The 25,838-nt window shown below is 42.4% G+C and carries 25 protein-coding genes; 21 read left to right on the top strand and 4 right to left on the bottom strand.

Annotation, left to right across the window (positions count from 1 at the left end):
* Positions 1 to 85 precede the first annotated feature (85 nt).
* The 17 genes from CL667_16550 to CL667_16470 all read left to right on the top strand — a co-directional run bounded on the left by CL667_16550 (position 86) and on the right by CL667_16470 (position 12,693).
* A complete protein-coding gene (locus CL667_16550) occupies positions 86 to 1,030 on the top strand; it encodes a 1,2-phenylacetyl-CoA epoxidase subunit A (protein MAL19309.1) in 945 nt (314 codons plus the stop codon).
* A 108-nt stretch (positions 1,031 to 1,138) separates the two neighbouring features.
* Positions 1,139 to 1,444: a 1,2-phenylacetyl-CoA epoxidase subunit B gene (locus CL667_16545; GenBank protein MAL19308.1), complete on the top strand. Its 306-nt coding sequence runs from the start codon at positions 1,139 to 1,141 to the stop codon at positions 1,442 to 1,444.
* Complete coding sequence (gene paaI / locus CL667_16540; protein ID MAL19307.1) at positions 1,441 to 2,226, top strand: phenylacetate-CoA oxygenase subunit PaaI; 786 nt, start codon at positions 1,441 to 1,443, stop codon at positions 2,224 to 2,226. The genes CL667_16545 and paaI overlap by 4 nt, the downstream gene beginning before the upstream one ends.
* A gap of 85 nt (positions 2,227 to 2,311) precedes the next feature.
* The gene (gene paaJ / locus CL667_16535; protein ID MAL19306.1) at positions 2,312 to 2,815 is read left to right on the top strand and encodes a phenylacetate-CoA oxygenase subunit PaaJ; all 504 of its coding nucleotides are present in this window, start codon (positions 2,312 to 2,314) and stop codon (positions 2,813 to 2,815) included.
* A gap of 82 nt (positions 2,816 to 2,897) precedes the next feature.
* Positions 2,898 to 3,167 (top strand): hypothetical protein, encoded by a 270-nt coding sequence (locus tag CL667_16530; GenBank protein MAL19305.1) that lies wholly within the window; start codon positions 2,898 to 2,900, stop codon positions 3,165 to 3,167.
* Positions 3,168 to 3,200: 33 nt separating this feature from the next.
* Positions 3,201 to 3,980 (top strand): 2-(1,2-epoxy-1,2-dihydrophenyl)acetyl-CoA isomerase, encoded by a 780-nt coding sequence (locus tag CL667_16525; GenBank protein MAL19304.1) that lies wholly within the window; start codon positions 3,201 to 3,203, stop codon positions 3,978 to 3,980.
* A 16-nt stretch (positions 3,981 to 3,996) separates the two neighbouring features.
* Positions 3,997 to 4,380 (top strand): hypothetical protein, encoded by a 384-nt coding sequence (locus CL667_16520; GenBank protein MAL19303.1) that lies wholly within the window; start codon positions 3,997 to 3,999, stop codon positions 4,378 to 4,380.
* Positions 4,381 to 4,469: 89 nt separating this feature from the next.
* The gene (locus tag CL667_16515; GenBank protein ID MAL19302.1) at positions 4,470 to 5,642 is read left to right on the top strand and encodes a 3-hydroxybutyryl-CoA dehydrogenase; all 1,173 of its coding nucleotides are present in this window, start codon (positions 4,470 to 4,472) and stop codon (positions 5,640 to 5,642) included.
* Positions 5,643 to 5,757: 115 nt separating this feature from the next.
* On the top strand, positions 5,758 to 6,174 hold the full coding sequence (paaD, locus tag CL667_16510; protein MAL19301.1) for a phenylacetic acid degradation protein PaaD: 417 nt from the start codon (positions 5,758 to 5,760) through the stop codon (positions 6,172 to 6,174).
* A gap of 32 nt (positions 6,175 to 6,206) precedes the next feature.
* Positions 6,207 to 6,557 carry a four helix bundle protein gene (locus tag CL667_16505; protein MAL19300.1) on the top strand — a complete coding sequence of 117 codons (351 nt, stop codon included), beginning with the start codon at positions 6,207 to 6,209 and terminating at the stop codon, positions 6,555 to 6,557.
* Positions 6,558 to 6,590: 33 nt separating this feature from the next.
* Positions 6,591 to 7,796 carry a 3-oxoadipyl-CoA thiolase gene (gene pcaF / locus CL667_16500; protein ID MAL19299.1) on the top strand — a complete coding sequence of 402 codons (1,206 nt, stop codon included), beginning with the start codon at positions 6,591 to 6,593 and terminating at the stop codon, positions 7,794 to 7,796.
* 104 nt (positions 7,797 to 7,900) lie between these two features.
* Positions 7,901 to 8,503 (top strand): gamma carbonic anhydrase family protein, encoded by a 603-nt coding sequence (locus CL667_16495; GenBank protein MAL19298.1) that lies wholly within the window; start codon positions 7,901 to 7,903, stop codon positions 8,501 to 8,503.
* Entirely contained in the window at positions 8,503 to 8,925 is a 423-nt protein-coding gene (locus CL667_16490; protein ID MAL19297.1) for a hypothetical protein, read from the top strand. Before CL667_16495 ends, CL667_16490 begins: the two co-directional genes overlap by 1 nt.
* A complete protein-coding gene (locus CL667_16485) occupies positions 8,922 to 9,374 on the top strand; it encodes a hypothetical protein (GenBank protein MAL19296.1) in 453 nt (150 codons plus the stop codon). The genes CL667_16490 and CL667_16485 overlap by 4 nt, the downstream gene beginning before the upstream one ends.
* Positions 9,371 to 11,413 carry a phenylacetic acid degradation bifunctional protein PaaZ gene (locus CL667_16480; protein ID MAL19295.1) on the top strand — a complete coding sequence of 681 codons (2,043 nt, stop codon included), beginning with the start codon at positions 9,371 to 9,373 and terminating at the stop codon, positions 11,411 to 11,413. Before CL667_16485 ends, CL667_16480 begins: the two co-directional genes overlap by 4 nt.
* Before the next feature lie 95 nt (positions 11,414 to 11,508).
* Positions 11,509 to 11,874: a four helix bundle protein gene (locus CL667_16475; GenBank protein ID MAL19294.1), complete on the top strand. Its 366-nt coding sequence runs from the start codon at positions 11,509 to 11,511 to the stop codon at positions 11,872 to 11,874.
* Between the two features lie 51 nt (positions 11,875 to 11,925).
* Positions 11,926 to 12,693 (top strand): enoyl-CoA hydratase, encoded by a 768-nt coding sequence (locus tag CL667_16470; protein ID MAL19293.1) that lies wholly within the window; start codon positions 11,926 to 11,928, stop codon positions 12,691 to 12,693.
* Between the two features lie 10 nt (positions 12,694 to 12,703).
* Here CL667_16470 and CL667_16465 read toward each other — a convergent pair whose 3' ends face one another.
* Complete coding sequence (locus tag CL667_16465) at positions 12,704 to 15,670, bottom strand: hypothetical protein (GenBank protein MAL19292.1); 2,967 nt, start codon at positions 15,668 to 15,670, stop codon at positions 12,704 to 12,706.
* A gap of 187 nt (positions 15,671 to 15,857) precedes the next feature.
* Here CL667_16465 and CL667_16460 point away from each other — a divergent pair, with 187 nt between their 5' ends.
* Positions 15,858 to 19,133, top strand: a complete 3,276-nt coding sequence (locus tag CL667_16460) for an amidohydrolase (GenBank protein ID MAL19291.1) — start codon at positions 15,858 to 15,860, stop codon at positions 19,131 to 19,133.
* Positions 19,134 to 19,312: 179 nt separating this feature from the next.
* Positions 19,313 to 20,017, top strand: a complete 705-nt coding sequence (locus tag CL667_16455) for a DNA alkylation repair protein (GenBank protein MAL19290.1) — start codon at positions 19,313 to 19,315, stop codon at positions 20,015 to 20,017.
* 190 nt (positions 20,018 to 20,207) lie between these two features.
* Here CL667_16455 and CL667_16450 read toward each other — a convergent pair whose 3' ends face one another.
* The 3 genes from CL667_16450 to CL667_16440 form a co-directional block, all read right to left on the bottom strand.
* Positions 20,208 to 21,587 carry an ATP-binding protein gene (locus CL667_16450; GenBank protein ID MAL19289.1) on the bottom strand — a complete coding sequence of 460 codons (1,380 nt, stop codon included), beginning with the start codon at positions 21,585 to 21,587 and terminating at the stop codon, positions 20,208 to 20,210.
* A 95-nt stretch (positions 21,588 to 21,682) separates the two neighbouring features.
* Complete coding sequence (locus CL667_16445) at positions 21,683 to 23,056, bottom strand: sigma-54-dependent Fis family transcriptional regulator (GenBank protein MAL19288.1); 1,374 nt, start codon at positions 23,054 to 23,056, stop codon at positions 21,683 to 21,685.
* A gap of 41 nt (positions 23,057 to 23,097) precedes the next feature.
* A complete protein-coding gene (locus CL667_16440) occupies positions 23,098 to 23,451 on the bottom strand; it encodes a four helix bundle protein (GenBank protein ID MAL19287.1) in 354 nt (117 codons plus the stop codon).
* Positions 23,452 to 23,736: 285 nt separating this feature from the next.
* Between CL667_16440 and CL667_16435 the strand changes: the two genes are divergently transcribed.
* The gene (locus CL667_16435) at positions 23,737 to 24,993 is read left to right on the top strand and encodes an efflux transporter periplasmic adaptor subunit (protein ID MAL19286.1); all 1,257 of its coding nucleotides are present in this window, start codon (positions 23,737 to 23,739) and stop codon (positions 24,991 to 24,993) included.
* A 126-nt stretch (positions 24,994 to 25,119) separates the two neighbouring features.
* Positions 25,120 to 25,809 (top strand): phosphonate ABC transporter ATP-binding protein, encoded by a 690-nt coding sequence (locus CL667_16430; protein ID MAL19285.1) that lies wholly within the window; start codon positions 25,120 to 25,122, stop codon positions 25,807 to 25,809.
* The last annotated feature ends 29 nt before the right edge of the window (positions 25,810 to 25,838 follow it).

Genomic DNA, 25,838 nt, shown 5'->3' with positions numbered 1-25,838 from the left:
CAGAATTTCTATGAGTTTTAGGGTATATTCTGAATGATTATAATATTCGTAATGTTTAATTTACGAAATAAAAAAGCGCTTCCACATGGAGAATCAAGAAAAGTTAGACGAATTTCAAGCTCGCATCGATGCGGGAGAAAAAATTGAACCCAAAGACTGGATGCCGGAACGGTATCGCCAGCAGTTAATTCGGATGATGAGTCAGCATGCTCACTCCGAAATTGTAGGGATGCTCCCAGAAGGCAACTGGATTGAACGAGCTCCTTCTTTAAAAAGAAAGCTGGTGCTCCTGGCTAAAGTTCAGGATGAAGCCGGTCACGGACTTTATTTATACAGCGCTACCGAAACTTTAGGTATTGAACGCGACGAACTTGTTGATCAATACCTTTACGGCAGTGCCAAATATTCCAGCATATTCAATTACCCAACTATGACCTATGCCGATATTTGCGCCATAGGCTGGCTTGTTGATGGTGCTGCTATTGTCAACCAAACTATGTTGGCACGTTCTTCTTATGGACCTTATTCCCGTGCAAATGTTCGTATCTGTAAGGAAGAAAGCTTTCACAAGAAGCAGGGATACGAGATGTTAGCCAAGATGGCTGATGGAATCCCTGAGCAACAAAAAATGGCTCAGGACTCTGTAAATCGCTGGTGGTGGCCAAGTCTTATGATGTTTGGTCCACACGATTCTGATTCCCCAAACAGCGCTGAGCTTATCAAGTGGCAAGTGAAATTGAAAACCAATGATGAACTTCGACAGCATTTTGTTGACCGTATGGTAATGGAAGCTGAAGCAATCGGAGTAACTCTTCCCGATCCGGATTTAGAGTATAATGAAGAAAGTGGTCACTGGGAGTTTGGCGAAATTCCATGGGATGAATTCTGGAACGTAGTCAAAGGTAATGGTGTGATGAATCGACAGCGCATCAAAGACCGCAGAGCTGCTCATGAAAATGGCGAATGGGTTCGGGAAGCGGCGAATGCTTATGCCCGCAAGAAGAAACTGAGCCAGGAAAAGGCGTCCTGATTTACGTAATTAATTCCTCGTTGTCATCCCGGACTTGATCCGGGATCTGGGTTAATTCAGATGCTGAATCAAGTTCAGCATGACGACTTAATTTCATAACAAGTTTTAATGTCAGACAATAACGAACATAAAGACAATTGGCCTCTGTGGGAGGTTTTCACTCAACCTAAATCGGGAAAACCCCATGAGCATGCCGGCAGTTTACATGCTTCTGATAAAGAAATGGCTCTTCAAAACGCCAGAGATACTTATGCCCGCCGAAATGAAGGGGTGAGTATCTGGGTGGTTGAATCAAAGCACATCACGGCTTCAACACCGGATGATATGGGGCCTTTCTTTGATCCGGCCAATGACAAGCCTTATCGACATCCTCAATTTTACAGTGTACCAAGAGCCGTTAAGAAAAGATCATGAGTACAGCGACAGAAAAATTGACCAAACAAGAAGCTTTTCTAACTTATTTATTAAGACTGGCTGACGACCGACTAATTCTGGGACAGCGAAACGCCGAGTGGTGCGGACATGGGCCTCAACTTGAGGAAGATTTAGCATTGGCGAACATCTCTCTCGATTTAATTGGTCATGCCACTGCTCTGTATGAATATGCTGCAGAAATTGAGGATGAAGGTCATGACGAAGATTATTTTGCCTACTTTAGGGACGACCGGGACTTTACCAACCTGCAGCTTTGTGAATTGCCAAAAGGTGATTTCGGGTTTACAATTGCGCGACAGTTTTTATTCAGCGCTTTCAGCTATTTCCAATATGAAAAATTGAAAGAAGCTAGTGATGAGCAGTTTGCCGGTATGATCAACAAGCACCTGAAAGAGATCAAATACCATCTTCGCCATAGCCGGGAATGGGTTTTACGACTTGGGGACGGAACCGAAGAAAGTCACGAGCGTATTCAGGAATCCTTTGACGAACTTTGGATGTATCTCGGAGAACTCTTCTATATGGATGAAGTTGACGAGTTAATGATTAAAGAAGGAATCGGTATTGATTCTTCGACATTCAAAGATGACGTAAAAAAGTTAATTGATGAAACCTTGACCGAAGCAACATTAGATATTCCCGATTGGGATCAATTTATGATGACCGGAAGCCGCAAGGGAATTCACACCGAGCACCTTGGTCATCTATTAGCCCAAATGCAGTTTCTAAGACGCTCCCAACCCGATGCAGAGTGGAAATAATTTATTAGTGTTGAGTAGTGAGATTTGAGTACTGAGTTTTCCAAGTCTCAAACTCACTACTCAATACTAAAATCTCACTACTAATATGATCCTTCAAACACATACCGAAGAGCAAATTTGGGACTACCTTAAAGAAGTTACTGATCCAGAGATTCCGGTGTTGAATATTGTGGAGATGGGAATTGCTCGCAAAGTTGAGATTGATAGCGATCAGGTTTTAGTTAAAATCACCCCCACCTACTCCGGCTGTCCGGCAATGAATGCCATTGAGAAGCTTGTGAATGAAAAACTGGAAGAACGAGGCGTCCAAGACTTCAAAGTAAAACTGGATTTCGCCGAAACCTGGACGACTGACTGGATGACTGAAGAAGCCAAAGCCAAACTTAAGGATTATGGTATCGCTCCTCCCGAAAAAACAGAAGAAGAAGGCGATTTCCTGAAAAGCCTATCCAGCACTAAAGTTATTCCCTGCCCTTTTTGTGAATCTTTTGATACAAAATTGGTGAGTCAATTTGGGTCAACAGCTTGTAAGTCTCAATATTTTTGTGATAATTGCGATCAACCTTTTGAACACTTCAAATGTATTTAGAATGAGGGTATTATTCGTCACCTTCCTCATAGTGATTTGCACTACTTCTGCACATGCCCAACTCATGCATTCCCCATCTACTTTGAGTACGGATAGCCTTTCAACAGAATTTTCATTTATTCCGAATGACTATCTTTCATTTCATCCAGACTATACAGTTTCAACCAGTTTTCAGGAAAATTATAAGTTTAGTAAAGCGCTCAAAACCACCGGGTGGCTGCTAAAAGATATACTCCTGAGAAATAAGTTTGATGGTACCGGATTCTATCCACACACCAGCAGATTAAACGTTGACACCTACACTGTTACCGAGTACAATTCCTTGTACAGGAACTACCCTTTTTCTAACTAACCGAAAACCTCCTGCTTATTTATGAGTGATTCTATGATCCTTTCTAATTTAGCAAACGGTGTTTTTACCATTACGCTGAGCCGGCCCGATAAACTCAACAGCTTCAATTTTGAAATGGCCGATCAGCTTAAGGAGGCCTTGATGGAAGCGGAATCCAATGATGAAGTTCGGTGCGTTTTACTTACCGGAGAAGGCCGTGCTTTTTGTGCCGGACAAGATTTGGCTGAAGCCACCGAAGTTTCGGATGATCCCGATCGTGATTTAAGTGAAATTGTTCATCACACTTACATTCCCATTATCAAAGGAATTCGGGAGCTGGAAAAGCCGGTCGTTTGTGCTGTAAACGGAACAGCGGCGGGTGCCGGAGCCAACATTGCTCTGGCTTGTGATATTGTAATAGCCAGTGAAGATGCTAGATTCATTCAATCCTTCTCGCAAATTGGACTTATCCCTGACAGCGGAGGAACGTACATCTTACCTAGGTTGATCGGACTGGCACGAGCTACTGCATTGACCTTTCTGGGTGAAAAAGTATCGGCTAAAGAAGCCGTTGAAATGGGGATGATCTGGAAATCTTATCCTGCTGATCAGTTCCTGAAAGAAGCTAAATCCATTGCTACAAAATTAGCCAAAATGCCTACCAAAGGATTTGGACTTACAAAACGAGGTTTTAATGCCGGCTTCTCCAACGATCTGGAATCCCAGATGCAGCTGGAAGCCAAGCTCCAGGCGGAAGCTGGAGAAACTCATGATTATAACGAAGGCGTTCAGGCTTTCATTGAAAAACGAAAACCTGAATTCAACGGTAAATAAATCTCCAGAAATGAATATTGAATTATCACCCAAGCTCAACGCACTTCTCATAATTGAAGAAGTCTTTCTGTTTATAGGATCAGTCTTGCTCTTCGGTCTTACCACAGAATACTCTTGGTGGATGTATGTTTTATTGTTTTTCCTTCCGGATATATCCTTTGCAGCCTATCTTATCAACACCAAAACCGGGGCGTTTTTCTACAACCTGCTTCATCATAAAGGCTTAATGGTTGGGTTAATCCTTCTTGGATATTTCACTCAACTTCCGCTATTACTAACCATAGGAATTGTATTCTTTGGACACTCCTGCTTTGACCGGATTTTCGGATATGGTTTAAAGTTCGATGATAATTTCAAACACACGCATCTCGGATACCTAAATCAGGCTAAGAAAACTTAGATATTAAACTCTGAAATTCGGGCTGTATTCCGCTTCATAATCCTTATCTTGGAAGCGATTTTTCAGACGATAAACAACGATATTTACTTATGATTAAAGACGATGCTAAAATTGGTGTAGTAGGTGCAGGCACAATGGGAACCGGAATTGCGCAGGTTGCGGCTACTCAAGGTCACCACGTTTATTTGTATGATGCCTATCCCGGTCAACTTGAAAAATCAAAAGCGGGACTGGAAAGTATCCTTGCCCGTCAGGTTGAGAAAGAGCGAATGACTCAGGATGAAGTAGATGGCATTTTAGGCCGAATCGACTTTGTCGACAACATTACCAAGTTTGGTGAATGTGGTTTCGTGATTGAAGCTATTATCGAAGATCTGGATGTTAAAAAAGATACCTTTGCTCGTTTGGAAGGCATTGTTTCCAAGGATTGTGTGCTCGCTTCCAACACCTCATCCCTTTCCGTGGCAGCCATATCTGCAGCCCTTAAAAAGCCCGGCCGATTTTTAGGTGTTCACTTTTTCAATCCTGCTCCTTTAATGAAATTGGTGGAAGTTATTCCGGGAATTGCTACCGATGATGATGTCTTCAACGCAACAAAAACATTTATCAAAAGCTGGGACAAAATCACGGTCTCCGGAAAAGACACTCCCGGTTTTGTTGTGAATCGTGTTGCGCGTCCGTTTTACGGAGAAGCACTTCGTATTTACGAAGAAGGCATCGCTGATGCCGCTACCATCGACTGGGCCATGAAAGAAATTGGCGGCTTTCGAATGGGGCCTTTTGAACTGATGGATTTGATAGGTCACGATGTAAATTATGAAGTGACCAGCACCGTTTTTGAATCTTTTTATTATGATCCGAGATTTAAACCCTCCTTTGCTCAGAAAAGAATGGTGGAAGCTGGGTGGCTTGGTCGAAAATCAGGACGTGGGTTTTATGATTATCGGGAAGGAGCAAAAAATCCAGAACCTAAAAAAGATCAGGAGCTCGGAGAAACCATCTTTAACCGTATCCTTACTATGTTGATCAACGAGGCTTGTGATGCTGTGTTTATGAATATTGCTTCCGTTGAAGATGTGGATTTAGCTATGCAGAATGGCGTAAATTATCCAAAAGGGTTACTGAAATGGGGCGATGAAATTGGACTCAAGAATGTACTCGACCAAATGACAGCTCTTCAGGTTACATATCGGGAAGATCGATATCGGCCAAATCCGTTGCTGAAGAAGAAGGTAGCTGAACAAGAGAATTTTTATGAGTGAAAAAACTATCAGCTATCAGACTTCAGCTTTCAGTTAAATTCTATTTTCGAATAGTTTAAGCGTCCGCTTGGACCAAGACTGAGAGCTGAAGACTGAAAGCTTCAACCAAACACCTATGAGTAAAGAAATCCACCCTATAACCAACCAGATGCTATCCAACGATCCCTTCTCACAATGGATGGGAGTTGAAGTTATTGAATCCGAGCCTGGATATTGCAAAATTTCAATGGAAGTCCGGGAAGAAATGACTAACGGATTTGGAGTTTGCCATGGTGGAATTACCTTTTCATTAGCTGATAGCGCTCTTGCTTTCGCTTCTAATTCTCGAGGCTCAATTTCGCTGGCTTTAGAGAACAACATAAACTTTACCAAGAAAGTATCAGTTGGTGATATACTGGTTGCTGAGACCGAAGAACTCCAAAATGGCCGGACGATTGGTGTTTATAAAGTGAAGGTGGTAAATCAGAATGAAGAGCTGGTTGCTGAGTTCAGGGGAACGGTTTATAGGACCGGGAAGAGTCATAGTACTTAGTAGTGAGATTTTAGTATTTAGTATTTTTAGATATGCATCAATTCAAAGAATTATCAGTTTGGAAAAAAGCAGTAGATCTTGCTACCGATGTATATTCGCATACTAAAAACTTTCCTTCTGAGGAGAAATTTGGGCTTACTTCACAGATCAGAAGAAGCGTAGTTTCCATCAGCTCAAATATTGCCGAAGGTGCTGGTAGAAAATCCAAAAAAGAATTCAAGCACTTTCTGAATATTGCATACGGATCTGGATCAGAACTAGAAACTCAATTATTGATAGCAAAAAACTTAGGTTTTTTGAGTAACGAAAATTATACGTCTCTATCAGAAATGATCACTGAAATACAAAAAATGATTTATTCTCTATCTAATTCATTAAAGTAGAGACTCAATACTAATTACTATTATCTAAATACTATGGATGCATATATCATAGACGGAATCAGAACTCCCATTGGAAAGCTAAAAGGGGCTTTGTCCTCCATTCGAGCCGATGATCTCGCTGCGATTCCCATTAAGGAACTCATCAAAAGAAATCCGGAAATTGACCTTGAAGCGATTGAGGATGTGATTTTTGGATGTGCAAACCAGGCTGGGGAAGATAACCGAAATGTTGCACGCATGGCTTCATTATTGGCTGGAATTCCTGTTTCTGTTCCGGGTGAAACGGTGAACCGATTATGTGCCTCGGGAATGAGTGCCACTGTGAAAGCCTACCATGCCATCAAAGCTGGAGAAGGGGATCTTTTTATTACGGGCGGAGTGGAGCATATGACACGCGGACCGATGGTCTTAGGTAAAGGCTCTTCACCCTACTCCGGAACGACGGAAATGCACGATTCTACTTTTGGCTGGCGATTCATCAACCCAAAAATGGATGAAATGTATGGTACCGACGGAATGGGCACTACCGCTGAAAATGTTGTCGAGATGCATAAAATCAGCAGGGAAGATCAGGATAAGTTTGCAGCTTGGAGTCAACAGAAAGCAGGTGCTGCACGGGATTCCGGAAGACTCGCTAAAGAAATTGTACCTGTTGAAATTCCACAAAGAAAACAAGACCCGATACTATTTGAGCACGACGAATTCATGCGCCCGGATACTACTGCTGAAGTTTTAGGAAAACTTCGACCCGCATTCAAAAAAGACGGTTCCGTAACAGCCGGAAATGCATCGGGCTTAAATGATGGTGCCGGAGCTTTATTGGTCGCATCCGGTCAAGCCGTCAAAGACTTCAGTCTAAAGCCAAAAGCACGAATCGTGGCTCATGCTGTTTCTGGAATTGAACCGAGAATTATGGGATTAGGTCCGGTGGAAGCAGCTCAAAAAGTTTTAAAAAGAGCAGGCATGAAATTGGAAGACATGGATGTAATTGAGTTAAATGAGGCCTTTGCCGGACAGTCGCTCGGTGTAACCCGAATGCTGGAAATGGACGATAATGATCCCCGACTCAACCCAAATGGCGGAGCTATTGCATTGGGACATCCACTTGGAATGACCGGTCAGCGATTGTTACAGACAGCCACTGTTGAACTTCACGAGAAAGAATCACACAAATATGCGCTTTGTATGCTTTGTGTTGGAGTTGGACAAGGAATGGCTGTAATCCTCGAAAAAACATAATTATCTACCGCAGAGAGCGCAGAGTTTTCGCAGAGCTCGCTAAGAATTGCTCTGCGAACTTTGCGGAGCCTTAGCGCTCTTTGCGGTTCAAAAAATGGTTCTCTATGGCAATTTATGAGTTCAATAGCTACAAACCGGTCGTTCATAAGTCGGCCTTTGTACATCCACAGGCTGCGGTAACCGGAAATGTGATTATTGGGAAAGATGTGTACATCGGTCCTGGAGCAGCTATTCGTGGAGACTGGGGAAAAATTGTGATCAAAGATGGATGTAATGTTCAGGAAAATTGCACCATCCATATGTTTCCCGGAGTGACAGTCACTTTAGAAGAAAGTGCGCATGTGGGGCACGGAGCTATCATTCATGGAGCGCATCTTGGGAAGAATTGTCTGATTGGAATGAATGCCGTCATCATGGATAACGTGATAATTGGAAAAGAATCCATAGTCGGGGCATTGGCATTTGTGCCTGAAGGAATGGAAATTCCTGAACGAAAGGTAGTTGTGGGTAATCCTGCTAAAATCATTAAGGATGTTACCGATGAAATGGCTTCTTGGAAATCAAAAGGAACTGAATTATATAGACAACTTCCCGGCGAATTACATGAGACCTTAAAAGAATGTGAACCGCTACGCGAAGTTCCAGAGGATCGGAAAGATCAGGAAATGGGATATGAAAACTGGTCAAAAATTAAGAACAAAGAGTAATGGGTTTTTTTAAGAACGATAAAAAAGGCAAGCCGCCTCATACCTGGTATCCTGAAATTCTACACTGGCAAGAAGGAGATCAGGTTTATTGTTGGAATATTGCTAAAGCTATAGGATTAGCGAAAGTTAAGAGCAAAGATATAAGCAAATATATCTCCCCCAACGAAGTAATAGGTAAAGTAACATTTACATATAAGTCTGTGGATGAGAATGGGGAAATCTATTTAACTGATCCGGATGGCATACTCAAGCATTTTGAATTCTGGAGATTTATCAAGTATGCCCAAAATGAGACATTGAAAAGCAAGATGACCGAAGAAAAGCAAAAAGGTTCTAAAGAGTATATGGAGCTGATCAGCAATTTTCAAAAAGCATATACTGAATTAGCAGAATCAGACAATTCAAAATCATATAATTCATGAGTTGGTTTAGAAATGATAAAAAAGGCAAGCCTCCTCATACCTGGTATCCTGAAATGTTGCACTGGAGAACCGGAGATAAAATATTTTGCTGGAATATTGCTAAGGCTATTGGTTATCTGAAAGGTAAATCGAAAGACCTTTACAAGTACATGAGTTCTGTAGAACAAATGTCCGGGGGATTTGGAAAAGGAACTTTTTCATACAAATCGGTGGACGAACAAGGGTTTATTTATTTGGAATATGAAGGAGAAACGGTACAGTTTGAATTCTGGCGCTTTATTAAAGCCGCTGAGAATGAGTCATTGAAAAGCAGAAGGTTGGAATCTGAGGTTAAAGATTCTGAAAACTATATGGAATTGATGAAGACCTTCCAGCATGCTTTTGATGAATTACAAGAATCTGATAATCACCCTAAACGATTAGGCGAACCAACAAAAGGCAAGGAATGAAAGTAACGAGTTACATTGAAGGTAAGTGGCTAGAAAAAGGAACCGAAAAAGATCTTTTCAGCGCGGTTACTAATGAACCGGTTGCTCAAATGGTTGAGGCTGATATTGATTACAAGTCAGCGCTCGAATATGCCCGGAAAGTTGGGGGACCAAAACTTCGTGAGATGACCATCCACGAGCGTGCTTTTGCCATTAAGTTCTTAGGCAAATACCTAATGGAGCGAAAGGAGAAATATTATGAAACCTCCACACAAACGGGTGCCACTCGCAAAGACTCCTGGATTGATATTGAAGGGGGACTTTTAACGGCTTTTGGAATTTCCAGCAAATCCCGTCGCGAACTTTCTGATCTCCCCTGGCATGTTGAAGGAGATACCGAGCGACTTTCCCGAAAAGGGACTTTCATGGGGCAGCATATTTGTGTCCCCCGAAGAGGCGTTGCTGTTCACATCAATGCGTTCAATTTCCCTGTTTGGGGGATGTTGGAAAAGCTAGCGCCGGCTATTATTGCAGGGATGCCCGTTATTGTGAAACCCTCTCCCACGGGAGCTTATTTAGCCTGGGAAGTTTTTAAGGATATGGTTGAATCAGAAATCCTTCCTGAAGGAAGTATACAGTTTATAGCCGCTGATAAACCCGGAGATTTGTTGGATCACCTAAATAGTCAGGATATGGTAGCTTTTACGGGCTCGGCTATAACAGGCAAGAAGCTAAAAGCTCATCCGAATATCATTGCCAATAATGTTCCATTTAATTTGGAAGCTGATTCATTAAACTGCTCGATTTTAGGGGAAGATGTAACTCCCGACATGGAGGAGTTTGATCTCTTTGTGAAGGAAGTCGCACAGGAAATGACCGTTAAAACCGGGCAAAAATGTACGGCTATCCGGAGAACAATCGTACCAAAAGAAAGAGCAGAAGTTGTAATTGAAGCACTGAAATCCCGTCTTGAAAAAACCACCATTGGGGACCCTGCTCAAGAAGATATACGAATGGGTCCATTAGCAAGTGCTGATCAAGCCGACCGGTTTGAAGAGCAGTTGCAACAGCTGGCTGATGTTACGGATACGGTGTATGCTTCAAACAATGAAACTCCCACTGGTGCCTTTACAGAACCACGCATTTTGGTTTGCCACAAACCTATGCAGGTAGATGATGTGCATCGGCTTGAGGCCTTTGGTCCTATGACCACCGTCATGCCCTATTCTTCAACCGATGAGGCTATAGAGCTCGCAAATAAATCAGATGGATCATTGGTTGGCTCCCTTTTTACTGCAGATGATGAGCTGGCTCACAAAATAACGATGGGATGTGCTCCTTACCACGGTCGGTTCATGGTAGTTAACCGGCATTCAGCTAAAGAGTCGACCGGACATGGATCCCCAATTGCTTCTTTGGTTCATGGCGGCCCCGGACATGCCGGAGGTGGTGAAGAATTAGGCGGGGCTCGCGCAGTGCTTCATAACATGCAAAGAATTGCCCTACAGGGATCCCCTACTACACTCCGGAATATTGTAAAGCAACATATTTCAGGAGCAGAAACTACCGAATCGGGCAAACATCCTTTTCAGAAATATTTTGAGGAATTGAAAATTGGGGAAGCTTTTACAACCGATAAAAGAACGGTTACTGATAAAGATGTTGAAGAGTTTGCCGAATTGAGCGGTGATCATTTTTATGCCCATACCGATCCTGATGCTGCATCCCGATCACTTTTCGGGAAGATTGTTGCTCATGGTTATTTCGTGCTTTCGGCTACTGCTGGATTATTTGTGCACCCGGATGAAGGACCTGTGATGTTAAACTATGGATTGGAGAATCTTAGATTTGTAGCTCCGGTTGCTCCCGGCGATACCATTCAGGCAAAACTGATTTTAAAACGAAAGAATGTTCGTCAGCAGAAGAAAGACGATCCATTCCCATTTGGTGTGGTTTACTGGGATGTGGAAGTCACCAACCAGGAAAATGCTCTGGTGGCTGAGTACACGATTTTGACCTTAATGAAGCGGAAACACAAGCTGGATATTGATGAAGAGTAAGTAATTAAAAATTCTGTAAGGATTTCTGGTTTTATGGCTCTTACTGTAAAAGAATTCAGTAGTCAGAATTCTGAAATCAGAATAAACTTGAAACAATGAGAAAACCAGCAAAAACATTTAAAGAATTGATTGTATGGCAAAAAGCACATCAATTTGTATTAGAGACCTATAAATACACTAAGAATTTTCCGAAACATGAACTCTATGGATTGAACTCTCAATTTAGAAGAGCAGCTGTTTCTATACCCGCCAATATTGCTGAAGGGTTTAAAAAGCGCGGAACCAGGGATACTTTGCGGTTCCTAAATATTTCACATGGAAGTTTAGAGGAATGCAGGTACTATATTATCCTTGCTAAGGATTTAAATTATGGAAACACAGATCATTTAAATAACATTATTGAGGAAGTAAGCCGCTTACTTGATGGTTACTATAAAGCTATTCAGAGTTCTGTGTCGTGAATTCTGAATTCCATAGAAGAAATTATAATCATAGCTAAGTCACGAACAAACATGTCAGAAGAAAACGGAGCTGTTAATTTATCGGTAAAGAATAACATTGGGACTATTGAGTTTTATCATCCTAAAGGGAATTCCCTGCCCGGAGCTATTCTCAGGAAGTTGGCTGATACCATCACCAATGCAGGAAATAGTGAAGAAATTCGGGTACTTGTAATCAAAAGTCGCGGAGACGGAGCTTTTTGTGCTGGTGCTTCTTTTGATGAATTGATATCCATTGAGGATTACAATGAAGGCAAAAAATTCTTTATGGGTTTCGCTCATGTTTTGAATGCCATGAAAACCTGCCCTAAGCTTATCATTGTACGAGTGCATGGTAAAACCGTAGGTGGCGGAGTTGGTATAGCAGCAGCAGGAGATTACACCTTTGCTGAAGAAAAAGCCTCCATCAAACTAAGTGAACTTGCCCTTGGGATTGGGCCTTTTGTAGTCGGCCCGGCTGTAGAACGTAAAGTAGGAAAAAGTGCCTTCGCTGCTCTTTCCATTGATGCAACCAACTGGTACGACGCAGAGTGGGCTTACAACAATGGGCTATACAACAAAATCTTTGACTCCACTTATGACATTGATCAGGCTATCAGGGAATTAGCGACACAATTAGCTAATAGTAGTCCTGAAGCTATGCGCGATCTAAAAGCTATTTTGTGGAAAGGATCTGAAGACTGGGATCTTCTGCTGGAACAGCGTGCTGAGATAAGCGGGCGGTTAGTGCTTTCTGATTTCACTAAAAACTTCATCAGAAAGTTTAAAGCAAAAAGCTAGTCAACGGGTGTTACTTTGGAAAAGTGATTTCGATTTTAGCTCCCTTGCCTTCACTCACAGTGAGATCTCCATATATCTGTTCTGAAAGTGATTGAACCAGAGTGAGACCGAGTGAAGGCCTTGTGTTGGTTAAAATCCCGTTCGGCATTCCGATCCCATTATCCTCTACACAGAGATAATACAGGCCATCTTTTTCTTTGAATATTACTTCTACCTCTCCTTCCTCTACATTCGGGAAAGCATGCTCAAAAGCATTTGAGATTAGTTCATTAAGAACGAGTCCGCATGGGATAGCTTTGTTTACATTCAGTTTTTCAATCTCTACAAAGTGTTTTACCGTGATTTCTTTATCAATAGCTTTAAGTGATCCGGACACATTCTTTATCAGATCTTCAACAAATTCCTGAATGTCCACATCCGCAAAATTCATGCTTTTATACAATTTCTCATGAATTGAAGACATGGTCTTTATTCGAAGTCGGCTGTTCTCAAGTGCGGCTTTTGCCTTACCATCTTTCATTTGCCAGGACTGCAGTTCCAACAGACCGGAAACTACGGCCATATTGTTTTTCACCCGGTGGTGGATTTCTTTAATCAGCACTTCTTTTTCGTCAACAGCAGATTGCAAATCTGCCGTTTTGATTTCAACCAGTCCCTCCAATTTCTTTTTCTCTCTTACATTGATATAAGTCTTTAATAAGAAAAATGCCGTTCCCCCGATCAGTGATATCATCAATAAAATAAACCACCAGCTAGACCAAAATGGTTTAGCGATATTAATGGTGATTGTAGATACCATCTCACTCCAATCCGAACTGGTCGATTTAGACATGACGGAAAAAGTATATTCACCAGGATTTAAGTTTGTGTAAACAGCCTCCCTTTTATCAAATTCTGTATCCCAATCCTCGTCAAAGCCAGCAAGCCTGTGTCGGTAGAAAATGCGGTTAGGGTCTTTGTACGAAACAGCCCCATATTCGATTTCTATATTATTTTGATTGTAATCGAGGTTTATTTCGGATACTTCTTTGGTTGAAGTTTCTTGATTATAGACTGCTTCACCATTTACAATCACCCTTCTAATAAAAGTTTGGGGCGCTCTATTTCTAATTTGGGTAGGTTTAACATCCGGCTCATACTTTAACAGCCCTTCCCTTGCTGTACCAAACCATAGGTTTTCATCCGGACCAATTACAGCAGCGGCTCCATTAAACTCCAACCCTTTTCCATAATCCTGTAGTGAAAAGTGAACTTTGTCCATTTGTCCGTTTTCATACCAACTCTCTACATCGTAGTAATTGATCCCGGCATTGGTACCTTGCCAAAGCCCACCATCATCATCAAACAACAGTGAAATAGTCTCCGGTAGGAATAGTTCATCAGCTTCAAAAAATTCAATCTTCTTAGAATCCCATGATTCCCCATAACTCTTAATTACGGATAAGCCTTTGTTGGTACCCACCCAGATATTGCCTCTGCCATCCTCTTTGACCTCATATATACTTGGGCCTTTTAATCCATTTTCTTCGTTGTAATAAATAAATTCTGTGCCATCAAATTTGGCCAAACCACCTTCTGTTCCCAACCAGATATTGCCTTTGCTGTCTTTATAAACCAGGTTTACATACGACTCCCAGTATTCGTCGCTAGGCTTAAACTCTTTTACTTCCCCATTGCTATAATTCAGCAGTAAATTCTCTGTACCAATCCATACCTCTCCATTTTCGTCAACATCAATATCGTTTATATAGTAATAGTAAAGAGGGGCCAATAATGATGACATGCTGTAACTTTCCCCATCAAATTCCAGCAGCCAATAATCATAAGTTAGCAACAAAAGATTTCCATTGGGAAGCTCCTCGATGTCCCAAATTTCATCCTCCACGTCCGTACCACCTATTTTATCAGGAATAGGATATGAGTTAAAAACTCCGTTGCGATAGCTACCCAGCCCTCCATCCTTACCAAACCACATGGTTCCATCATCCGCCACAAGTATGCTATATATACCGCCAGAATTTACGTCTGAGCTTTCTCCATAGAACATAAACTGCTTGTCCTTAAAGATGCTGACTCCATTCCCATCCGTGGCTACCCAAATAGCTCCATCATCCGCCTTTATTAATCGGTAGATGTAATTACTACTCAAACCATTCTTCTTTGTGATGTGTGTGTAGCTTTCCCCATCAAACCAATATAGCCCTCGCCTTTCGGTACCTATCCAGATTAAACCGTCATCATCCTGATTAACATTGTAGACATATGCTAATCGCTCCCCGTTTATTTCTTTGATGGTACTCAATTCATTATCAGGGCTGATGAGTGTAATTCCGTCACTTGTTGGAATCCAAATGGTTTTGTCGGAAGCTTCAAAAACCTGATAGGCTGCTCCGCCACTCAATCCATCCTTAGAAGTCCAGGCCTGCTGAATCCCTTCCCCTTCATCATATACTGCTACCCCATTCATGGTAGCAATCCAAGCCTCGTTGTCTCGTAAAAATTGGATATCCCAGATCTGATTACTTGGGAGCCCGTTTAGGGTGTCTAAAGCAGTAAATGAAGAATCACTCCAAATCTGAACACCGTGAGCGTTTGTACCAAACCATACTTCCCCATCCGGAGATTCTGTTATAAAATTGATGAGCATCGAGTCTAAGTGGGCAAATTCAGGCTCATAGATCACCGTATCTCCTCGTAAAAATCCAACCCCACCTGTCTCAGTAGAAACCCAAAATTGGTTCTTTGAATCTTCAAAAATATCGTAGATCAGCTCATCCCTTAATCCCTGGTCCAAGCCGAAATTTTCAAATTCAAAGCCATCAAACTTTGCTAAGCCATAGGAGGTAGCAAACCATACCAATCCTTTATCATCAAGGTGAACATCATAAACCGTGCTAGATGGCAACCCGTCATTCACCGAATAGGTCTTGATGTTATATTCTTGAGCATTAGATGCGCAAAGTATAAGTCCTAACACCCCTGTTAGTAGTATTCTTTTCAAACTCACTAGTTTAATTAAGCTGAAACCAGTCAAATATGAGGAATTTATTCCAGCATCTAAATTAAGAATCTACAAGAAAGTAAAAATACTACTTAAACCTTCACTCAAATTTGACTCATTATTTTGGTATAATCGGTGCAACCAAATTATGCTTGAAAAACTTATGAAACACTTAGCCACTCTATTTTCCCTCTTACTTTTATTCTCAACAGTACAAGCCCAAGATGAATGGGATGTTACTGACCCACCTTTAGGCGAAACAACCCCTGTCTCCTTCACAACCGATGAGGGTACCTGGATGAATCTGGATGTAAGTCCGGATGGGCAACACATCGTTTTTGATTTGCTAGGGGATATTTTCATCATCCCAGTTTCGGGCGGTGAAGCTACTGCGCTTAGAAGTGGAAACGCTTATGAGATTCAGCCACGATTTAGTCCCGACGGCTCACATATTTCTTTTACCAGCGATGCCGGTGGCGGAGATAACATTTGGGTTATGGACATAGATGGCGAAAATGCCCATCAGGTAACGGATGAAAGTTTCAGGCTTTTGAATAATGCCGTTTGGACTCCAGATGGTGAATACATCATCGCTAAAAAACACTTTTCTTCTACCCGTTCTTTAGGAGCCGGTGAACTTTGGATGTACCACAAAAGCGGTGGTTCTGGAATTCAGCTCGTTGAAAAACCGAATGCCCAGCAAGATCTTGGTGAGCCATGGGTTTCTCCCGATGGCCAATATGTGTATTACAGTGAAGCCGTTTATCCGGGTGGCTATTTCCAATACAACAAAGATCCCAACAGTCAGATTTATGCTATTAAACGATACGACCGGGAAGAGGGAGATATTGAGACCGTGACTGGTGGTAATGGAGGTGCAATCCGGCCACAGATTTCTCAGAATGGAGAGAAGCTGGCTTTTGTCCGTCGTGTGAGAACTAAGTCCGTTTTATATATCAGAGATTTGAAGTCTGGTCTTGAAAAACCTGTTTATGATAATTTGAGTAAAGACATGCAGGAAGCCTGGGCTATTTTTGGCCCTAATGCCAACTACAACTGGATGCCTGACAATCAGCATATTGTGATTTGGGCCAACGGTAAAATCAACAAGATTGACACCGAAACCGGAAACTCAGAGATTATTCCTTTTGAAGCAGAATCGTCCCATGAAATTGTTAAGGCCGTTCGTTTTAAGCAAAATATTGAAGCTGATAAGTTTACTGCAAAAGCTGTACGCCAACTGCGAACCTCTCCAGATGGCAACAAGGTAGTTTTTGGTGCTGCTGGATTTTTATGGATAAAAGAACTTCCTAATGGAACCCCGAAAAGGCTTACCAGTGGTTCTGATTTTGAGTTCGAACCTAACTTCTCCCCAGATGGAAATTCACTGGCTTATGTAAGCTGGAGTGATGAGAATATGGGAGCTATTAACGTCGTGACTTTTAACCGTCGCGGAAATGCTTCCTCCCCTAAAAAAGTAACCAGTGAAAAAGGCATTTATCGCGAACCGTCTTTCTCTCCTGATGGCAAGACGATTGTATTCCGCAAAGAAAGTGGAAATGGTCAGCAGGGATTTGTTCATACCTTAAATCCGGGGATCTACACTATCCCGGCGAATGGTGGTAGTGAAATGATGATCACGGATGGCGGAGCCTTCCCAAGATTTAATGCCGATGGAAGCCGTATTTATTATCAAAGCGGTGGATATATTTTTGGAGGGATCAACAAGTCTTACCGAAGTGTAAATCTTCGCGGTGAAGACGAGAAAACGCATTTCACTTCCAGCTATGGACATGAATTTGTGCCAAGTCCGGACGGCGAATGGATGGCTTTCTCAAACCTTCATAAGGTATATATTGCACCCGTTCCGAAAACAGGTCAAACCATAGAGCTGAATCCAAATACACGATCTATTCCGGTTAAGCAGGTTTCTTCTGAGGCTGGTTATCACATGCATTGGTCGGCTAATAGCGACAAGCTGCACTGGACGCTTGGCGAAGAATATTTCACGGTAGATCTTAAGAACTCCTTTGAGTTTGTTGAAGGAGCTCCGGATTCCCTCCCAGAACCTCCAACCGAAGGCATCAGTCTTGGCTTGGAATTAGAATCTTACGTTCCTGAAGGCTCTATTGCTTTCACCAATGCCCGCATCATCACCATGAACGATGATAATGAAGTTATTGAAAGTGGAACCGTTGTTGTTGAAGGCAACAAAATTGTAGCTCTTGGAGCTAATGTTGAAGTTCCATCCGGAGCAAAAGTAATCGACGCTTCCGGCAAAACCATTATGCCAGGTATTGTTGATGTACATGCCCATGTTGGAAACTTCCGATTGGGTATAAGTCCACAGCAACAGTGGGAATATTTTGCGAATCTGGCTTATGGGGTGACAACCGTTCACGATCCTTCTTCAAATTCCGAAATGATTTTCTCCCATTCAGAGGCAGTCAAAGCCGGAAACATGGTTGGGCCAAGAGTTTTCTCAACTGGCGTAATTCTTTACGGTGCTGATGGTTCCATCAAAGCAGAAATCAATAGTTATGATGATGCTCTGTTTGCGTTGAATCGAACAAAAGCATGGGGCGCCTTTTCTGTGAAGAGTTACAATCAGCCCAGAAGAAATCAGCGCCAGCAGGTAATCAAAGCAGCTCAGGAGCTGGAGATGATGGTGATGCCGGAAGGTGGCTCAACCTTCACCCACAACATGAGTATGATTTTAGACGGACATACCGGCATTGAGCATAACATACCCGTGGCTCCTCTTTATAAAGATGTAGTGAATCTTTGGGCAGCCAGCGAAACCGGATACACTCCAACCCACGTGGTTAACTACGGAAGTAAGAGTGGCGAATATTACTGGTATCAAAAAACCAACGTTTGGGAAAATGAGCGACTCCTTACGTTTACTCCCCGTGGAGTTATTGACCCAAGATCTCGTCACCGTGAAATGATTCCGGACGAAGAATATGTAAACGGACATATCCTGACCGCCGAATCTGACAAAATGCTTAACGATGCCGGGGTTAAAGTAAACCTTGGTGCTCACGGTCAGCTTCAGGGATTAGGTGCTCATTGGGAGCTTTGGATGTTTGAGCAGGGCGGAATGTCGAACATGGAAGCTTTACGTGTAGCGACCATCAACGGGGCTCATTACCTCGGAATGGATCACGCCATTGGCTCTATTGAAGAAGGCAAACTGGCCGATCTTATTCTTCTGGACGAAAATCCGCTTGAAGATATTCAAAACACAAATTCCGTGACTCACACTATGATGAATGGTCGCTTGTTTGATGCCGCTACTATGAATGAAGTTGGAAATCAAATGAATGAGCGACTTCCATTCTGGTGGGAGCGTAATGGCTACAGCGATGAATTCGACTGGCATGCCATAACCCTCGAAGCAGCCGGGTTACAGTGTACTTGCTTTGGCAGTCACTAACTTCCGTGCCGACGCAGAGCGATCGGCACGAGGGTTGTAGGCAGAGGTTAGTAATCTCATAATACAACCTGGCTACCATCTGGCTCCTGACGCTCTGCGTCGGAGCCAGAATACAGAAAATAGATCTTGCTAATTTTAAAAAGACCTCCTTAATTGGGAGGTCTTTTTATTTCTGATTTATGAAACACTCCGAAGTTATAGCCCAACTCAAAAACCTTGCAAACCCTGAAAAGGCAAAGCACTCAACTAGGTTCTTTAAATCCGGCCCCGGTGAATATGGGGAAGGTGACAAGTTTCTGGGGATCAAAGTCCCCGATCAACGAAAAATAGCTAAGGAGTATCGGGATCTGCCTGCCAATGAAATTGAGAAATTGCTACAAAATGAATTTCATGAAGTACGACTGACAGCCGTAATGCTGATGACCTACAAAGTTGAAAAAGGTGGGGTAGATGAGCTCGAAGAAATGACTCGATTGTACCTCAACAACTTACCGGCTATGAACAACTGGGATATTGTGGATAGCTCATGCCATAAAATTCTTGGCCCTTTTCTGGAGGATAAAGAACGAGGTTTATTATATGACTTTGCTCAATCTGATGACCTCTGGAAAAAGCGTATCGCCATGATTACGACTTACCATTTCATCAAACAAGAAGATTTTACAGATACAATCAAAATTGCTGAGATATTAGTAGATGATGATCATGATCTGATCCACAAAGCCGTTGGCTGGATGCTTCGTGAAGTTGGAAACCGAGACTTAGAAACAGAAGAGGAGTTCCTGAGAAAGTACTACCAAAACATGCCCCGGACTATGCTTCGCTATGCTATTGAGAAGTTAGAGGAGCCGCTAAGGCTGAAGTATTTACATGGGGAGGTTTAAGGAGCGATAGTTGTCATCTCGCGGCGAATGACCGAGACCCGGGTACTTTTTAATACTGCATTGATATTGTTCCAGTAATTAGATTCCTGCCTGCGCAGGAATGACCCGTGATAGTTTTTAGCATCATTCCAAAAAAGAAGTTGTCATGCTGAACTTGATTCAGCATCTGAAAAAGGCTTAATCTTCTTACTTAAAACCTCATCGTAAACGTAGACCCTTTGCCGGATTCTGTAGTTAAAATTAAACTCCCGCCATGCAGGCGCATAATTTGTCGGGAAAGGCTCAGTCCAATACCAGAACCCTTGGTCTTTCCATTACTCCCCACCGTATAAAACGGAATAAATATCTTCTCCTTCATCGCCTTCTTCACGCCGGGACCATTATCCTGAATTTGAATACTTACTTTCCCTGATTCCTCAATTCCACTTCGCATCCAGATTTTTCCATTTTCCTGATCCGATAATATCCGAATTGCATTTTTTACGATGTTAATAAGTATTTGCTCCACCAAATGAGGATCAGCGGTAAGCTCCAGGCTTTCAGGATCAACTTCGACCATAATCTCAATTCCATCTTTAGCCGCTTCGGTTCTCATCAGACTAGCAGTACGATCAAGAGCCTCCTTCACCTTAAATAGTTCGTAACTCGGTTCAGGAATTTGGGTGAAATCGCGATAGGAATTCACAAATCGCATCAATCCCTGACTTCTCTTACTGATAGTGGTCAACGCATCGGTTACATCTTCGACCGTTTCAGTATTTAGCTCTACATGATTTTCTTTAGTCACCGAATTCTCTTCAAGCAGCATTTTTACCGTACTGGAAAGTGATGAAATCGGCGTGATTGAATTCATGATTTCATGGGCAAGAACCTGGGTTAAGTTTTGCCAGGCTTCCATCTCTTTTTCTTCAAGTTCTGTATGGATATTCTGAAAAGAAACCAGCTTAAAAGCTTCATCTCTCATCCTGAACTCCGTAGCATACATCGCAAGCTGCAGGGTTTCATTTTGAATGGATACCCGAATCAGACTTCTGTTCCCACCCTTCTGCTTTTTTACTGTTTTATAAAGTGTTTCTGAAATAGACTTCAGGGAATCAAGTGTTCTGAGTGTTGCTACTTTAAACAAACGCTTAGCCGCGGTATTCAACAGCACAACTTCACCCTGACCATTAAAACAAACCAAGCCGATTCCAATATGCTGCACAACCGTTTCCAGATACCGAATGCTTTCCTCTTTCTTGCTTCGCTCATCTTTAAACTTATCGATCACATCACTGAAAGCAGCATTAAGCTGATCAAAATTACTTCCCAGCCCATGATTCCGAAAAGCGCCGGTGAAATCGGAATAGCGAATGGCTTCTAAAAAGCGGGTGAGTAAGATATTGGTCCGTTCCAGATAAGTAATCAAAGCGATAATCTGCCCGACAATAACCAGGCTTAAAATAGCCATGCTGACGTAGTACTCCGTCTCAAGCACAAGATACATCACCAACAACAGTGACGCAGCCAGCATAAGAATGCGGATTATAATTCCAAGTCTAAAGCTTTTGATCATTTTTTCTAAAGTCATTCCTGCGCAGGCAGGAATCTAATTCTATAATTCATGCTGTTATTTTTTCACCATCCAGATCTCGGGCATTCGCTGCGAGATGACAAGTTAAGAGTCTACAACCCATATTTTTCCAAACGCCGGTAGAGCGATGCCCGAGTTAAACCCAGCTCATCCGCTGCGTGAGAGATATTTCCGCTATGTTTCTCCATCGCTTTTCGAATAACCGTCTTTTCCACTTCTTCCAGATTTAAACCGGAAACCGGCAACTGATGGTCTTTTCCTGAAACTGAAGTTAGCAAGAAATCGCCTTTTTGAAGTTGCTTCTCATCCGTCATAATAACGGCGCGTTCAACCGCATGCTCCAGCTCCCGGATGTTACCCGGCCAGTGATATTCTTTAAGGTGATCTATAGCCTGATCCATAATTCCGGTTATCCCCTTTTTATATTTGGTTCGATATTGTTTGAGGAAGTGTTCGGCCAGCAGTGGAATATCTTCCGCTCTTTCCCGGAGTGGTGGAAGTTTGATTTCGATGGTATTAATCCGGTACAACAAATCTTGCCGGAACTCTTGTTTCTCTACCATTTCACCTAAAGCAACATTCGTTGCACAAATCAGACGGATATCAATTTTGGTGGTTTTGTTGGAGCCTATTCTTCGAATTTCGTGTGTTTGCAATGCAGACAGTAATTTGGGCTGAAGCTGTACCGGCAGATTCCCAATTTCATCCAGAAATAGAGTCCCTCCGTTAGCAATTTCGAATCTTCCTGCCCGGGATTCCTTGGCATCGGTAAAGGCTCCTTTCTCGTGACCAAAGAGCTCGCTCTCAAATAAGGTCTCCGGTAAGGCTCCCATATCAACTGTGATGAATGCATTTTCACTTCGGTTGGAGCGACGGTGCAGTGCCCGGGCTACCAATTCTTTTCCGGTTCCGTTTTCACCCGTAATCAGAACGTTGGCATCCGTCTTGGCTACCTTCTCAATGGTTTGAAAAACCTGTTCCATCGCCCGGCTTTTCCCGATAATATTTTGATAGGGCTGCTCCATATCAGCCTTTAGCGCGGCGTTTTCAGTTCGGAGTTTTTGCGAGTCTCTCTTGGACTGACTGAGGTTCATAGCTGAGGTGACGGTAGTCAATAATTTTTCGTTCTGCCATGGTTTCAGTACAAAATCAGATGCTCCGGTTTTAACGGCCTGAACTGCTTTCTCCACATCGCCATATGCAGTAATCAACACCACAGCCATAGCGGGATCCATCTCCAAAATCTTCTCAAGCCAGTGAAAGCCTTCTTCTCCACTGCTTACATCTTCGTGGAAGTTCATGTCCAGAAGAATAGCGTCGTAATCGTACTCCTTCATCAGTGTTGGAATGAGCTTGGGATTACTCTCCACATCTACTTTTTCCACATGCTGCTTCAAATACAGTCGGGCTGCATTCAATACATCCGTGTCATCATCAACAACTAAAATTCGACCGGTTTTTTTCATAATCTATTCTCGCTAAGCGCAGAGCGTTTTGCGCTTAGCTCTTATAAAGTTTTCTTAAAATTGGTGATTTTTCGACTTAGGTGGTCGAGTTTATCAAGCAAATTTTCGTGTTTCTCGGTTGAGATTATACCCCTTCTATATAAAACCACGATTACATTCGCATTTTCAAATGTCGAACTTCGGGCATGATCGAGGTAACGCTTAAATACTTTAGGAAAGCCAGAACCAGAACCTTCTGCAATATTATTCGACATACTCAGCCCGGAGCCTCTTAGTTGATCTGCAAACCTAAATAGCTTCATTTGCTCAAGTTCATCAGCTATTTCAAACAACTCCTCTGCTATATCAATAGCCATCTGCCATATCTCTAAGTCTTGAAATCTAAATTTTGCCATTCTATACCATAATTTTAGTCGCCTAAAAAACGCTAAGCGCAAAACACTTTGCGCTATACGCTATGCCAATATCATACCGTTTGTAACATTGTTCTTTTGAAGTAGTCTAATGTGTGAAACTTATGAAATAAGTGTTCGATATCGAACATTCAATGTTGGAATGTGAACATTAATCTTGAAAGAATCACCTCTAATTCACTTATTAGATCAGTTGGCTTAGTTTGGCACGTATATTGAACTAATGCTAAGAAAGTAATTCAAAATAATAGAGCAGGACATTTACGGATGGGAATGGATCGAAAGATAGAAAAGAAAACATGGACGCTTAAACGCATCCTGATGATTTTTGGCGGAGCCGCTTTTATCGGACTTAGTATTTATGCGTTTTGGTTTATGGATGTGCGATCAACACTGAATGTGGAACGGGATAAAATTACAATTTCAACGGTACAGGAAGATACTTTTCAGGAATTCATTCAGGTTACCGGAGCCGTTCAACCCATACAAACTATTTTCCTTGATGCTATTGAAGGCGGTGTTGTGCAGGAAGTCTTTCTAGAATCCGGCACCATGGTTGAGGAAGGCGATACCATTCTGACACTTACCAACTCAAGTCTTCAGCTTCAGGTACTGCAGCAAACATCGGGTTTATATGATCAAATTAATAACGTCCGAAATTCCCGTCTGAATCTGGAACAAAATACATTACAACTTCAGGAGCAGCTGGCTAATGCGGAATCTCAAAAAGAAATTCTAAAGTCTCAATTTGAGCGCCAGCAAAAGCTTGTTGATCGAGGTCTGATTTCAGAAGAGGAGTTTCAGACAACTAAAGAAAATTACGAATACCAGAGAAAGAGATATGAACTCACCTATGAGTCTTACAAAAAAGATTCAGTTCAAACTATCACTCAGCTGAGGCAGCTCAACAACTCGGAAGACCGTATGTTCCAAAACCTGAATGCCGTTCAGCAAATTCTGGATAACCTCGCTGTGACGGCTCCAATTGCTGGGCAGTTAAGCACTATCGAATTAAATCAGGGGCAATCTATTTCTTCCGGCGAGCGAATTGGTCAGGTTGATATTTTGGATGGCTACAAAGTCCGGGTCGCTATAGATGAATATCACCTCTCCCGTATTGTACGTGGACTTGAGGGTTCCTTTACTTTCGACGGAAGAGACCACAAACTGTTGATTACCAAAATCTACCCGGTCATTAACAACGGGCAGTTTGAGGTGGACATGGAATTTGTGAATAATGCACCGGAAGGCTTGCGTCGTGGGCAAACCTTACGCATCAGATTGGAATTGGGTGAATCGGCGAGTGCGGTTCAGGTTCCTCGCGGAGGGTTCTATCAAACCACCGGCGGTAACTGGATTTTTGTAGTGAATGAAAATGACGGCAAAGCGTATCGGAGAGATCTGAGATTGGGCCGACAGAATCCGGAATATTTTGAAGTCCTCGGCGGAATTTCCCCCGGCGAGAAAGTCATTACATCCAGCTATGATACCTTTGGGGATAATGAAGTACTCGTACTTGAATAAAACACTTGAATTGAACGCTGATGACACTGATTTAGCAGATGACCGCAGAAATATTATAAAACCGTGATAATCCACAGAATCAGTGTCATCCGCGTTCCACAATAAAATCAACTAAAGCCAAACATCATGATTCAAACAAAAAACCTTAAAAAAGTATATACCACGGAAGATGTGGAAACGACTGCGTTAAGCAACGTGAACCTTGAAATTAAAGAAGGGGAATTTGTCGCTATTATGGGACCTTCCGGTTGTGGAAAATCGACGCTTCTAAACATTATGGGACTGCTCGACAATCCGTCTGATGGTGAATACCACTTTCTAAACCATGAAATATCAACCCACTCAGAACGGGAACGTGCTCAGCTTCGCAAAGGGAACATCGGCTTCATTTTTCAGAGTTTTAACCTGATTGACGAACTCACGGTATTCGAGAATGTAGAATTACCATTACTCTATCTCGGTGTTGATTCAGCAGAGCGTAAAACAAAAGTAGAAGCCGCACTCGAACGAATGAGTATGATGCACCGCCGCAATCACTTTCCTCAGCAACTATCTGGTGGACAGCAGCAGCGTGTAGCTATTGCCCGAGCCGTAGTAGCAAACGCCAAACTAATCCTTGCTGATGAGCCGACTGGTAACCTGGATTCTGATCATGGAGACGAAGTGATGAAGCTGTTAGCTGAACTCAATGAAGCCGGAACCACCATTGTAATGGTAACTCACTCTCCGCATGATGCTGATTACGCACGTCGTGTCATTCACCTATTTGATGGCCATGTGGTAACCGAGAATATGCAGGAAGGCTTTCATGTGTGAAAATGATTGAGTGTTTAGGTGTTTACGTG

It is taken from the genome of Balneola sp. (assembly GCA_002694685.1).
In the GTDB taxonomy this organism is placed as follows: domain Bacteria; phylum Bacteroidota; class Rhodothermia; order Balneolales; family Balneolaceae; genus Gracilimonas.
The sequence above is the reverse complement of the archived record's forward strand: the minus strand, read 5'-3'. Positions and strand labels throughout refer to the sequence as shown.